Raw genomic sequence first — 12,989 nt, 5'->3', positions numbered from 1 at the left:
CACCCAATAAATCCTCGCTTAAGCGGTATCAACGCCGACGGAATCGGGTCGATCCAGCGGTCGCGCCTGCTCGCGATGTTCGGGTTCCCGCCGGACGCCGCTTAGGCGAGCGCGACGTGATCCAGGATCGCGCTTGCCACCGTCTCCTCGTCGAGCCGCCCCCCGTACTCGGACGCGACGAGTCGATGCACGACGCAGGAGGGCAGGATCGCCTGGATATCTTCCGGGATCACGTAGTCGCGGTCCGCAAGGAGCGCCCACGCCTTCGCCGCGCGCAGCATGCCGAGCCCGGCGCGCGGCGAGAGTCCGTGCAGAAACCGTTCGCTGCTGCGCGTAAGCGCAAGAATTGCATGGACGTATTCGATGATGGCGGGCGCCGCGTGGACCTCGACCACCCGCTGCTGCAACGCGATCAACTGCTCGCCTGTCAGGGCCGGCTGTTGGCGTGCGACCATGGTGCGGCGGTCCTCGCCCGCCAGCAGCGCCTTCTCCTGCTCGGCCGCCGGATAGCCGAGCCGGATCCGCATCAGGAACCGATCCAACTGGGACTCGGGCAACGGAAAGGTGCCGACCTGAAACAGCGGGTTTTGGGTCGCGATCACGAAGAAGGGCTCGGGCAAAGGTCTGGTTTCACCCTCGACCGTCACCTGGCGCTCCTCCATCGCCTCCAGAAGCGCGCTTTGCGCCTTGGGCGTGGCGCGATTGATCTCGTCGGCGAGTACAAGCTGGGAGAAGACGGGCCCGGGATGAAAGCGAAAAGACTCGGCCGCCCGGTCGTAGACCGACACCCCGATCACGTCCGCCGGCAGCAGGTCGCTCGTGAACTGGATGCGGGCGTACTCCAGACCGAGCAGGCGTGCGAGCAGATGCGCCAAGGTGGTCTTGCCCACACCCGGCACATCCTCGATCAAGAGATGACCGCGCGCCATCAGGCAGGCCAAGGCAAGCCGCAGCTCGCGGTCTTTACCGAGAATGACGGCCCGCGCGGCCTCGAGCACGCGCTCCCCGAGAATAGCCGAGTCGCTCGGGATGCGCCGCTTCAGATGCGTCGACATAGGGGTGTCCTTGCGGGCATCTGGGGTAAACTGCGTGGTCTCATAGACTTGGGTTTCCCTTCATGATGGTCGGCGATCCTTACGACGTGGTGGTGGTGGGTGGTGGTCATGCGGGCACCGAAGCGGCACTTGCGGCTGCCCGATGTGGCCAGCGCACCCTCCTCCTGACCCAGAATATCGAAACGGTCGGCCAGATGAGCTGTAACCCGGCTATCGGCGGAATCGGCAAGGGCCATTTGGTCAAGGAGATCGATGCCCTGGGCGGGTTGATGGCCCGTGCGGCGGATCGCGGCGGTATCCAGTTCCGAATCCTCAACGCCAGCAAAGGTCCGGCGGTGCGCGCGACCCGTGCTCAGGCCGACCGGATCCTCTACAAGGCGGCGGTACGCTCGGCGGTCGAGAACCAGCCCGACCTTACGCTCTTCCAACAGTCGGTCGAAGACCTCTTGATCGAGCAGGACCGGGTGGCCGGCGTCGAGACTCAGATGGGGTTGCGCTTTCGGGCGCATACAGTCGTGCTCACGGTCGGAACCTTCCTGGGCGGACGCATCCATATCGGACTCTCGAACTATGAGGGCGGACGGGCCGGCGATCCACCGTCGAATGCCCTCTCGCGGCGCCTGCGCGAGCTGCCGTTTCGCGTCGAGCGGCTCAAGACGGGAACGCCGCCGCGCATCGACGGCCGGAGCATCGATTTCGCACGCCTGGCCGAGCAACCCGGCGACGAGCCCGTGCCGGTATTTTCCTACATGGGGAACGCGAGCGACCATCCGCGCCAAGTGAGCTGTTATATCACCCACACCAACGCGCGCACCCACGACATCATCCATTCGGGCCTCTCGCGCTCGCCGCTCTACACCGGTGTCATCGCCGGTGTCGGTCCGCGCTATTGTCCGTCGATCGAGGACAAGGTGGTGCGTTTCGCGGAAAAGACGTCGCATCAGATCTTCGTTGAACCCGAGGGGCTCGAGACCCATGAGGTCTATCCCAACGGCATCTCGACCAGCCTGCCTTTCGATATCCAACAGGCCCTGGTGCGCTCGATCGTCGGATTCGAGAAGGCCCATATTACCCGCCCGGGCTATGCGATCGAGTACGACTTCTTCGATCCGCGCGATCTGAAGCCCTCGTTGGAGACCCGCCATCTCCAGGGGCTCTACTTCGCCGGTCAGATCAACGGGACGACCGGCTACGAGGAGGCTGCGGCCCAGGGCCTGCTGGCCGGGGTCAACGCGGCGCTCCAGGTGCAGGGGCGCGATCCCTGGCTGCCGCGGCGCGACGAGGCCTATCTCGGCGTCATGGTCGACGATCTCATCACGCGCGGGACGGCCGAGCCCTACCGGATGTTCACCAGCCGCGCGGAGTATCGATTGATGCTCCGCGAAGACAATGCCGACCTGCGCCTGACCGAGTCGGGCCGACGGCTCGGCCTGGTCGGCAACGAGCAATGGCGTCGTTTCGAGGCCAAGCGCGAGGCGATCGAGCGAGAGCGCCAGCGGCTGCGCGAGACCTTCGTGCGTCCCGAGCGGGTCGATCAGGCGCTCACCGAACGCATCCTCGGCGAGCCGCTGCGGCGCGAGGTCCGCGCCTCCGACCTGCTCGCCCGCCCGAACGTCGGCTATGCCGGGGTCGCTGCACTTGCCGGGGATCCGCCCGAGCCTCTGGCGGCCGAGGTCACCGAGCAGCTGGAGATCCAGGCACGCTATCAGGGTTACATCGAACGCCAACGCGACGAGATCGAGCGTCATCGTGATCAAGACGCGCGAGCGCTGCCGGAGGATTTCGACTTCGATCAGGTCCGGGGCCTTTCGACCGAGGTGCGCGAGAAACTCAACCGGGTCCGGCCCCATACCGTCGGGCAGGCTGCACGCATCCCCGGCGTGACCCCGGCGGCGGTGTCGCTCCTGCTGATTCACCTCAAGCGGCGCTGCGCCTGATGTCGACGGCACCGCTTGCGGCACGCGAAGGTGCATCCGCATCGGACCTGTCCGAGCGGCTGTCCACAGGTGCAGCCCGGCTGGGTGTCGCACTGGACGGCGCTGCGCACGACCGCCTGCTGCGTCTGATTGCGCTTTTGGGGCGCTGGAACCGGGCCTACAACCTGACCGCCGTGCGTGATCCGTTCGAGATGGTCGCCAAACATCTGCTCGACAGCCTCGCGGTCACGCCCTTTCTGTTCGGCGACAGCATCTTGGACCTCGGCACGGGCGCCGGTTTGCCCGGCTTACCCTTGGCGATCGTCGAGCCGCAGCGGCGCTTCTGGCTGCTCGACAGCAATCAGAAGAAGCTCAGATTCGTCCGCCAAGCCGTCCTCGAGCTGCGGCTCCACAACGTCGAGGCGGTCCATGCTCGGATCGAGACATACCGGCCGGGCCGAAACTTCAGTACCATAGTGAGTCGTGCCGTCGCGGCCGCCGATCTTCTCGGTGCCGCTCACCGGGATCTGCTGGCGCGTCCGGGCCGATTGCTTCTCATGAAGGGGCGCGACCTCGACGACGTCGCGCGCTTGCAAGACCTGTCGGACGGGTGCTTATTCGTCCACCCGCTGCGCATCCCCTTCCTCGACGTCGAGCGCCACCTGATCGAGCTCCGGAGTGACTGAGTCGCCTATGGCCAACATCATCGCCATTGCCAACCAGAAGGGCGGCGTCGGCAAGACCACGACCGCGGTGAATCTGGCCGCGTCGCTGGCCTCGCTCAAGCGGCGCGTCTTGTTGGTCGACCTCGATCCGCAGGGCAATGCAACCATGGGCTGCGGCGTCGACAAGCACACCCTTCTCAACTCGACCTGCGATCTGTTGCTCGGCGACATCGCCTTGACCGACTGTCTATGCCGCGTCGATGACCCCTCGCCGGGCTTCGATCTGCTGCCGGCCAACGGCGATCTGACTGCGGCAGAGATCGGGTTGATCGACTCGCCGGATCGCGAGCGGCGTTTCGCGCGGGTGCTGGCCGATGCGCTCCAGGACTACGAGCTGGTCATCGTCGACTGTCCCCCGTCGCTCAACATGCTCACGGTCAACGCTTTGGTCGCGGCCGGGGGTGTCCTGATTCCGATTCAGTGCGAGTATTACGCGTTGGAGGGCCTCTCCGCCTTGATGAACACGATCGAGCAGATTCGCGCCAACCGGAATCCGGGGCTCCGCGTGGAGGGGATCTTGCGGACCATGCACGACCCGCGCAACAACCTCGCCAATCAGGTCTCGACCCAGCTCGTCACCCATTTCAAGGATCAGGTCTATCGCACCATCATCCCGCGCAACGTGCGCCTAGCCGAGGCGCCGAGTCACGGTCTGCCTGCCTTGCTCTATGATCCGGCGTCCAAGGGCGCCGTGGCCTATCTTGCGCTCGCCAGCGAGCTGCTGCGTCGTCGCGAGACGCGCAAGTCTGCGGCTTGAGGCAGTTGAGTATGGATAGCGAGCAAAAATTACCGCCGAAGAAAAAAGGTTTGGGTCGAGGTCTCGATGCCTTGCTCGGTGCCGCCCGCGCGCCGGTGGTCGCGGTATCGAGCCCGGAGGACGAATCTTCTGTCCCCATGGTCAGCGACAAGACGGGCGAGAAGATCACGCGCCTTCCCGTGGAGTGCATCCGGCCCGGACGCTACCAGCCCCGTCACGACTTCGACCCGGATGCCTTGCGCGAGCTCTCCGATTCAATCCTCGCCCAAGGCGTCATCCAGCCGATCGTGGTCCGCCCGCTTGCCGGGGAGACCTACGAGATCATTGCCGGGGAGCGGCGCTGGCGGGCCTGTCAGCAGGCCGGTCTTGCCGAAATCCCGGTCGTGGTTCGCGAGGTCGACGAGCAGGCGGCGCTCGCGATCGGACTCATCGAGAATATCCAGCGTGCCGATCTCAATCCGCTGGAAGAGGCCGGAGCGCTGGAGCGTTTGCTCAAGGAATTCAGTCTGACCCACCAACAGATCGCCGATGCGCTGGGCAAGTCGCGCTCGATGGTGACCAACCTGCTGCGTCTGCTGGATCTCAACTCGGACGTCCGGGACTTCTTGGAAAAGGGTCTGCTGGAGATGGGCCATGCCCGAGCCCTTCTCGGTCTGCGGGGTCATGATCAAAGCGCGACCGCTGCTCAGGTCGTGCGCGGCGGTCTCTCGGTGCGCGAGACGGAGCGCTTGGTGCGCCGGATGCAGCAATCCGGCGAGGCGCTCGCGACATCGGAGCACAAATCCGATCTCGACCCCAATATCCGAAGGCTTCAGACCGACTTGACCGACAAGCTGGGCGCACGGGTCCGAATCCAGCAAGGCAATCGCGGCGCGGGAAAACTAGTGATCGCCTACAACAGCCTTGAGGAGCTCGACGGAATCCTGGCCCACATCAAGTGATTCGCTTCCGGAATGTCTTGAGACCCGAACGGGCCGCCGGACGGCGCTATTGCCTTATTCAATCATGAGGATCGCTACCAGCCGCGGCCGGAATTGCCGACATCGCGTTGACCCTATATGCGCGACCCCTTATACTGCGCGCCGGTGAGCGGTGTGCTCAACCAAACCACGACGATCTGATGCATCAGCCGGACACGCTCCAGGCCAAAAGGGTCCTGAAACTCCAGAGTCTCCTTGGCTTGGCCCTGGTGGTTTTCGCCCTCCCGTTCGGCGTCTCGGTTACCGTCTCGGCCCTTGTCGGGGCCGGCTCTTGCCTGGTGGCCAATGCCTTGTTCGCGGCCCTGGTCTTTCGCGGTTATCGCGCCCGGGAGCCCGCGCGCTTGGTCATGCGCATTTACGGTGCCGAGATCCTGAAGATCGTGTTGATTCTAGGCTTGTTCACGATCGCCTTCGTGACCCTGGACGACCTTAACCTCCCGGTGTTGCTTGGCGCATATCTCGCGGTCCAGGTCATCCCGACCCTGATTGCGGCTCAAACGCCCGAACGAACCACGAAGTGAGAGACGATCGATGGCTGCTTCCGAAACGCTCACCTCCCAGGCTTATATCCAGCACCATCTCACGAACCTGACGCTCGGCGTTCATCCCGAGCATGGCTTCGGTTTCGCGCACTCGAGTGCCGAGGCTGCCGAGATGGGATTCTGGGCGATCAACGTCGACACCATGTTCTTCTCGATCCTCCTCGGATACCTTTTCATTCGGTTCTTCCGGCGTGTGGCCGAGCAGATGACCGCCGGCGTGCCGGGCGGAGCACAGAATTTCGTCGAGTGGATCGTCGATTTCGTCGAAGAGAACGTCCGCGGCTCATTCACCGCGAAGAATCCCATGGTTGGCCCTCTGGCCCTGACGATCTTCGCTTGGGTCTTCCTGATGAACCTGATGGACCTGATCCCGGTCGATCTGATCCCCTATCTCTTCGGGCAGTTCATGTCGCTATTCGGTGCCGATCCGCATCACGTCTTCCTGCGTGTCGTGCCGACGACAGATCCGAATGCGACCTTCGGGATGGCACTGGTGGTCTTCGGTCTCGTGCTCTATTACAGCGTCAAGATGAAGGGCGTCGGAGGCTTCGCGAGCGAGCTGACGATGCAGCCGTTCGGCAAGTGGGGAATGCCCGCCAACCTGCTGCTCGAAGGCATCAGCCTCCTCTCGAAGCCGCTTTCCCTGGCACTGCGTCTGTTCGGAAACATGTATGCAGGCGAGATGATCTTCATTCTGATTGCGCTACTCTACGGCGGCAGTATGGTGCTGAACATCACCGGTGGAATGCTGCAGTTCGTTTGGGCTGTCTTCCATATCCTCATCATCACGCTGCAGGCGTTCATCTTCATGGTGTTGACCATCGTCTATCTCGACATGGCTCACCAGGAGCATCACTAACCCGCTTTTTCTGCTCTAACACCGTCAATTACTGGAGAGAATCATGGAACTCGAAGTCGCTAACCTGTTCGCCGACGTCATCAAGTTCATCGGTGCAGGCTTGATGTTGGGTCTCGGCGCGGTCGGCGCCGGCGTCGGTATCGGAATCTTGGGCGGTCGCTTCCTCGAAGGTGCCGCCCGTCAGCCGGAGCTGATCCCGATGCTGCGTACCCAGTTCTTCATCGTGATGGGTCTGGTCGATGCGTTGCCGGTCATCGCGATCGCCATGGGTCTGTTCGTGATGTTCGCTGCCTGACACCCATCCCACTTCCGCCGGGGTCGAGGCTATCGTCACTACTCCCGGACGCGGTATGAGGCATAGGCACGAGGCAACGCTATGAATATCAATCTGACCCTGTTTGCCCAGATGATCGCCTTCGCGGTGTTCGTCGGGTTCTGTATGAAGTTTATCTGGCCGCCGATCGTCACGGCTCTGGCGGAGCGTAAGGCGAAGATCGCCGAGGGCCTCGCCGCGGCAGAGCGCGGGCATCAAGAGAAGGCGCTCGGCGAGCAGCGCGCCCTCGCGCTCATCAAGGATGCCAAGGCTGCCGCCGCCGATATCGTCGCGCAGGCTCAGAAGCGGGCAACCGAGATCGTCGAGGAGGCCAAGGCGGACGCGCGCAGCGAAAGCGGCCGCGTCGTCGCTGCCGCACAAGCCGAGATCGACCGGGAGACCAACCGTGCCCGCGAGGAGCTACGCGAGCGGGTCGCCACGCTTGCCGTCGCCGCCGCCGAGAAGATCCTCCACAAGGAGATCGACATCAAGGCACACAAGGGCCTCGTCGAATCGTTCGCCAAGCAGCTTTAGGGACCACCCATGGCCGGAGACATCACCACCATCGCGCGGCCTTACGCAGAGGCCGTGTTCGAGCGCGCGAAAGAGGTCGGTCAGTTGGACGCCTGGTCGCAAGCTCTCGAGATGCTCTCGGCCGTCGTGGGCGATCCCCAGATGGCCGAGCAGATCGCCAACCCGAACGTGCCCCGCGAGCGCATCCGCGACATCATCCTCGAGGTTTGCGGTGATGATCTCCCGCCCGAGGCATCCAATCTCCTGGGGTTGCTGACCGAGAACGCCAGGCTTGCGGCGTTGCCCGAGATCGCACGGCTGTTCGAGGCGAGCCGGACCGCCGACCAGGGCGTACGCCACGTGCTGATTCGCAGCGCCTTCGACGTCAGCGAGTCCGAGCAGGCGGCGGTCTCCGCAGCACTTGCGAAACGCTTCGGCGGGCAGGTCGAGGTCACCGTCGAGACCGACAGCGCTCTGATCGGCGGGATCGAGATTCGCGCCGGGGACCTCGTCATCGACGACTCGGTCCGCGGCAAGCTCAAGCAACTGGCTCACGCATTGCAATTCTGAACGGGACACCGCCATGCAACTGAATCCTTCCGAGATCAGCGATCTCATCAAACAAAAGATCGAGAAGCTCGATCTCAAGACCGAGGCGCGGACCGAAGGCACCATCGTCAGCTTGACCGACGGTATCGTGCGTGTGCACGGTCTCTCGGACGCCAAGTACTACGAGATGCTGGAGTTCCCCGGCGACGCCTTCGGGCTTGCCTTGAACCTAGAGCGCGATTCGGTCGGCGCGGTCGTCTTGGGCGAGTACACCCACTTGTCCGAGGGCGACTGGGTCCGCTGCACGGGACGCGTCCTGGAAGTGCCGGTTGGCGAGGGGCTGCTCGGACGCGTGGTCGATGCTCTAGGCTCCCCGATTGACGGCAAAGGTCCGATCCAGGCCTCGGGCACCTCTCCCATCGAGAAGGTCGCCCCCGGTGTTATCGCCCGTCAGTCGGTCGACGAGCCGGTTCAAACCGGTCTGAAGGCCATCGACGCCATGGTTCCGGTCGGTCGAGGCCAGCGCGAGCTGATCATCGGCGACCGCCAGACCGGCAAGACCGCTGTCGCCATCGATGCCATCATCAACCAGAAAGGCACCGGCGTTAAGTGTATCTATGTGGCCGTCGGGCAGAAGAATTCCTCGATTGCCTCGCTGGTGCGCAAGCTCGAAGAGCACGGCGCGATGGATCACACCATCATTGTCGCCGCCGCCGCCGCTGAATCGGCCGCGATGCAGTTCATCGCGCCCTATGCCGGCTGCACCATGGGCGAGTATTTCCGCGACAAAGGCGAAGACGCCCTGATCGTCTACGACGACCTGACCAAGCAGGCCTGGGCCTATCGCCAGGTCTCGCTGTTGCTGCGTCGTCCCCCGGGCCGCGAAGCCTATCCCGGCGACGTTTTCTATCTCCACTCCCGTTTGCTCGAGCGCGCCGCGCGCGTCAATGCACACTACGTGGAGCAGGCCACCGGCGGGGCCGTGAAAGGCAAGACCGGTTCGCTGACCGCGCTGCCGATCATCGAGACCCAGGCCGGCGACGTGTCGGCCTTCGTTCCGACCAACGTGATCTCGATCACGGACGGTCAGATCTTCCTCGAGACCGACCTCTTCAACGCCGGTATCCGCCCCGCCATCAATGCCGGTCTGTCGGTATCGCGTGTCGGCGGCGCGGCCCAGACGAAGATCATCAAGAAGCTCGGCGGCGGTATTCGTCTCGCACTCGCCCAGTATCGCGAGCTCGCGGCCTTCTCGCAGTTCGCATCCGACCTCGACGAGGCGACCCGCAAGCAATTGCAGCGTGGCGAGCGCGTGACGGAGCTCATGAAGCAGTTCCAATACTCGCCCATGAGCGTCGGTCAGATGGCGGTGTCGCTCTTCGCGGCCAACGAAGGCTACCTCGACGACGTCGACGTCAAGAAGATCGTCGACTTCGAGCAGGCGATGCAGAGCTACATGAAATCCGCTCAGGCGGCCTTGATCGAGCAGATCGATACCACCGGCGATTACACCGCGGAGATCCAGACCGCGATGCACGAGGCCATCAAGGCCTTCAAAGCCAACAACACCTGGTAAGGCAGCCGCCGGCCATCAGCGGCCGGCCTCTCACCGAGGGCCGGCCCAGTTGGCGTTGTGCGTTTTGACAAGTATCGAACCTTCACCACCCCGGCGCTCGCGTCGGAGGCTGGTCGCCGAAGGCCGGGAGCGAACATATGGCAGGCGCCAAAGAAATTCGTACCAAGATTGCGAGCATCAAAAGCACGCAAAAGATCACCGGCGCCATGCAGATGGTGGCGGCTTCCAAGATGCGCAAGGCACAAGACCGGATGGCGGCGTCGAAGCCCTATTCCGAGAAGATGCTGCAAGTCATCAGCCATTTGGCCCGAGCGACGCCCGAGTACCGTCATTCCTTCATGGCGGTGGAACGTCCCCACAAGCGGGTCGGCTACATCGTGGTCTCGTCCGACAGAGGGCTTTGCGGGGGGCTCAACAGCAATCTCTTTCGGCGTCTCGTGGCCGACATCAAAGAAAAGCGTGCGGCAGGAACCGAGCCTGCATTCTGCACCATCGGATCCAAGGCGCTGGGCTTCTTCAAGCGCTTCGGCGGCGACGTCAAGGCGCAGGTCACGAATCTCGGCGACAAACCTCATATCGAGGACCTGATCGGACCCGTGAAGGTCATGTTGGATGCCTTCGAGGCCAAGGAGCTCGACGCCATCTATGTCGCGAGCAACGAATTCGTCAACACCATGACCCAGCGTCCCATGATCCGGCAATTGGTGCCGATCGTCGGTGAAGAGCAGTCCGCGATGCCCTACCACTGGGACTACATCTACGAGCCCGACGCACGCACGGTTCTCGATTCCCTGTTGACCCGTTATATCGAGTCGCTCGTCTACCAAGCGGTCGTCGAGAACGGCGCCTGCGAGCAAGCCTCGCGAATGGTCGCGATGAAGTCCGCGTCGGACAATGCCGGCGACCTGATCGGCGAGCTGCAACTCGTCTACAACAAGGCCCGACAGGCTGCGATCACGCAAGAGATCTCCGAGATTGTGAGCGGCGCCGCCGCCGTGTGATCGCCCGGTACGTCGCAGTCGCTCGCGCCCAACGCTCGGACATCGAGCGCTCGGACATAAACAGAATCGCTATTGGCCGGAAGGCATAAGAGGAAAAGACTATGAGCTCTGGTAACGTGGTGGAGATCATCGGGGCCGTCGTGGACGTTCAGTTCCCGCGCGGCGAGATACCCAAGGTCTATGAGGCGCTCAAGATCGAGTCGACGGGTCTGACCCTCGAGGTTCAGCAGCAGCTCGGCGACGGGGTCGTGCGTGCCATCGCGATGGGATCCACCGACGGCCTGCAGCGCGGCATCCCGGCGATTGCCACGGGTGCGCCGATCCAGGTGCCGGTCGGGCAGAAGACGCTCGGGCGCATCATGGATGTGCTGGGCAACCCAATCGACGAGTTGGGCGATGTCGACTCCGAGGAGCGCTGGTCGATCCATCGTTCCGCCCCGCCATTCGAAGACCAGGCGACCTCCACCGAGATCCTGGAGACCGGCATCAAGGTCATCGACCTCATCATGCCCATCCCGAAGGGCGGCAAGGTCGGACTCTTCGGCGGCGCCGGTGTCGGCAAGACCGTGACCCTGATGGAGCTCATCCGCAACATTGCCGCCGAGCATTCCGGCTTCTCGGTATTCGCTGGCGTCGGCGAGCGTACCCGCGAGGGCAACGACTTCTATCACGAGATGAAGGAGTCGAACGTTCTCGACAAGGTGGCCCTCGTTTACGGCCAGATGAACGAGCCGCCCGGCAACCGTCTTCGCGTCGCATTGACCGGCCTGACGATGGCCGAGTTCTTCCGCGAAGAAGGTCGTGACGTCCTGCTCTTCGTCGACAACATCTACCGCTACACACTGGCCGGAACCGAGGTTTCGGCGCTCTTGGGCCGGATGCCCTCCGCCGTGGGTTACCAACCGACCCTGGCCTCCGAGATGGGCGCGCTGCAGGAACGCATCACATCCACGCGGACCGGCTCCATCACCTCCTTCCAGGCGGTGTACGTTCCGGCGGACGACTTGACGGACCCGTCGCCGGCGACCACCTTTGCGCATCTGGACGCGACCCTCGTGTTGTCCCGTCAGATCGCCGAGCTGGGTATCTACCCGGCGGTGGACCCGCTGGACTCCACCAGCCGAATCCTCGATCCGAACGTGGTCGGCCAGGAGCACTACCAGACCGCGCGTGCGGTGCAGGGAACCCTGCAGCGGTACAAAGAGCTCAAGGACATCATCGCCATCCTCGGTATGGACGAGCTCTCCGACGAGGACAAGCTCGCCGTGTCGCGCGCGCGCAAGATTCAGCGCTTCCTCTCCCAGCCCTTCTTCGTGGCCGAGGTCTTCACCGGATCGCCGGGCAAGTTCGTGACCGTAAAAGACACCATCAAGGACTTCAAGGCGATCGTCAACGGCGACTACGATCATCTGCCCGAACAGGCCTTCTACATGGTCGGCGGAATCGAAGAAGCGGTGGCCAAGGCCGAGAAGATGGGTGGCTAAAACGCGGCCTGTGTGGCGTGCGCTGTAGGTGATTTTGGTCGGGCGGCGCACTTCTACACAGATGTCGGAGCTGCCGAGTTTTAGGATTTTATTTTTTCATTTTAAACCGCGTCGGCGCAGACGGGGCTGAAGTCCGCTTCCGGCCGATTCCGCAAGAACGTCATGTTTGACAACAAGACGCGGTTTAATGGGGTGCACTATGGCGATGACAATTCACGTCGATATCGTAAGCGCCGAAGGGGCGATTCATTCGGGTCAGGCGACCATGGTGTACGCGACCGCCGAGCTGGGCGAGGTCGGTATCGCGCCCCGGCATACCGCCTTCATCAGCCGTCTGAAGCCGGGCGATGTGCGGGTCGAGAACGAGCATGGCGAACAGGAGCATTTCTACGTCTCCGGGGGCATGCTTGAGGTCCAGCCCCATGTCGTGACCGTCTTGGCCGACACCGCGATCCGAGCGCGCGACCTCGACGAGGCCGCGGCACTCGACGCGAAACGCCGTGCCGAGGAGGCGCTCGCCGGCCACACGGCTCAGTTCGAGTATGCGAAGGCGCAAGCCGAGCTCGCCGAGGCGATTGCGCAATTGCGCGCAATCGAGAAGCTTCGAAAGATGAAGGGCTGATCCCTCCGGATTGCTCCTTGACGGTCCGCGTTCAGAGGCCCGCTCCGACACGAGCGGGCCCTCCATTTTCAGCGGCAACCGCTCGTCCCGTCCTGCG

General features: G+C 63.4%; 14 protein-coding genes. 13 read left to right on the top strand and 1 reads right to left on the bottom strand.

The features are described 5' to 3' along the window. Positions 1-101: 101 nt before the first annotated feature. The gene (locus LT988_RS12715) at positions 102-1,055 is read right to left on the bottom strand and encodes an AAA family ATPase (protein ID WP_232410486.1); all 954 of its coding nucleotides are present in this window, start codon (positions 1,053-1,055) and stop codon (positions 102-104) included. A gap of 62 nt (positions 1,056-1,117) precedes the next feature. Between LT988_RS12715 and mnmG the strand changes: the two genes are divergently transcribed. The 13 genes from mnmG (at position 1,118) to LT988_RS12650 (ending at position 12,892) form a co-directional block, all read left to right on the top strand. After that, positions 1,118-2,992, top strand: a complete 1,875-nt coding sequence (gene mnmG, locus LT988_RS12710) for a tRNA uridine-5-carboxymethylaminomethyl(34) synthesis enzyme MnmG (RefSeq protein ID WP_232410485.1) — start codon at positions 1,118-1,120, stop codon at positions 2,990-2,992. Continuing rightward, a complete protein-coding gene (gene rsmG / locus LT988_RS12705) occupies positions 2,992-3,657 on the top strand; it encodes a 16S rRNA (guanine(527)-N(7))-methyltransferase RsmG (protein ID WP_232410484.1) in 666 nt (221 codons plus the stop codon). Before mnmG ends, rsmG begins: the two co-directional genes overlap by 1 nt. 7 nt (positions 3,658-3,664) lie before the next feature. After that, positions 3,665-4,453, top strand: coding sequence for a ParA family protein (locus LT988_RS12700; RefSeq protein ID WP_232410575.1), 789 nt, complete (start codon positions 3,665-3,667; stop codon positions 4,451-4,453). A gap of 11 nt (positions 4,454-4,464) precedes the next feature. Further along, positions 4,465-5,394, top strand: a complete 930-nt coding sequence (locus tag LT988_RS12695; RefSeq protein WP_232410483.1) for a ParB/RepB/Spo0J family partition protein — start codon at positions 4,465-4,467, stop codon at positions 5,392-5,394. Between the two features lie 179 nt (positions 5,395-5,573). After that, on the top strand, positions 5,574-5,954 hold the full coding sequence (locus LT988_RS12690) for an ATP synthase subunit I (protein ID WP_232410482.1): 381 nt from the start codon (positions 5,574-5,576) through the stop codon (positions 5,952-5,954). Between the two features lie 10 nt (positions 5,955-5,964). Beyond that, positions 5,965-6,834 (top strand): F0F1 ATP synthase subunit A, encoded by an 870-nt coding sequence (atpB, locus tag LT988_RS12685; protein ID WP_232410481.1) that lies wholly within the window; start codon positions 5,965-5,967, stop codon positions 6,832-6,834. A gap of 43 nt (positions 6,835-6,877) precedes the next feature. Next, on the top strand, positions 6,878-7,129 hold the full coding sequence (atpE, locus tag LT988_RS12680) for a F0F1 ATP synthase subunit C (RefSeq protein WP_007193473.1): 252 nt from the start codon (positions 6,878-6,880) through the stop codon (positions 7,127-7,129). A gap of 81 nt (positions 7,130-7,210) precedes the next feature. Next, entirely contained in the window at positions 7,211-7,681 is a 471-nt protein-coding gene (locus tag LT988_RS12675; protein ID WP_232410480.1) for a F0F1 ATP synthase subunit B, read from the top strand. 9 nt (positions 7,682-7,690) lie between these two features. Beyond that, positions 7,691-8,230, top strand: a complete 540-nt coding sequence (locus LT988_RS12670) for a F0F1 ATP synthase subunit delta (protein WP_007193475.1) — start codon at positions 7,691-7,693, stop codon at positions 8,228-8,230. A 13-nt stretch (positions 8,231-8,243) separates the two neighbouring features. Then, the gene (gene atpA / locus LT988_RS12665) at positions 8,244-9,785 is read left to right on the top strand and encodes a F0F1 ATP synthase subunit alpha (RefSeq protein ID WP_232410479.1); all 1,542 of its coding nucleotides are present in this window, start codon (positions 8,244-8,246) and stop codon (positions 9,783-9,785) included. 137 nt (positions 9,786-9,922) lie between these two features. After that, positions 9,923-10,786: a F0F1 ATP synthase subunit gamma gene (gene atpG / locus LT988_RS12660; protein WP_232410478.1), complete on the top strand. Its 864-nt coding sequence runs from the start codon at positions 9,923-9,925 to the stop codon at positions 10,784-10,786. Between the two features lie 101 nt (positions 10,787-10,887). After that, the gene (gene atpD, locus LT988_RS12655; RefSeq protein ID WP_232410477.1) at positions 10,888-12,270 is read left to right on the top strand and encodes a F0F1 ATP synthase subunit beta; all 1,383 of its coding nucleotides are present in this window, start codon (positions 10,888-10,890) and stop codon (positions 12,268-12,270) included. A 199-nt stretch (positions 12,271-12,469) separates the two neighbouring features. Further along, complete coding sequence (locus LT988_RS12650; protein ID WP_232410476.1) at positions 12,470-12,892, top strand: F0F1 ATP synthase subunit epsilon; 423 nt, start codon at positions 12,470-12,472, stop codon at positions 12,890-12,892. The last annotated feature ends 97 nt before the right edge of the window (positions 12,893-12,989 follow it).

It is taken from the genome of Thiocapsa bogorovii (assembly GCF_021228795.1).
Taxonomy (GTDB): Bacteria; Pseudomonadota; Gammaproteobacteria; order Chromatiales; family Chromatiaceae; genus Thiocapsa; species Thiocapsa bogorovii.
The sequence above is the reverse complement of the archived record's forward strand: the minus strand, read 5'-3'. Positions and strand labels throughout refer to the sequence as shown.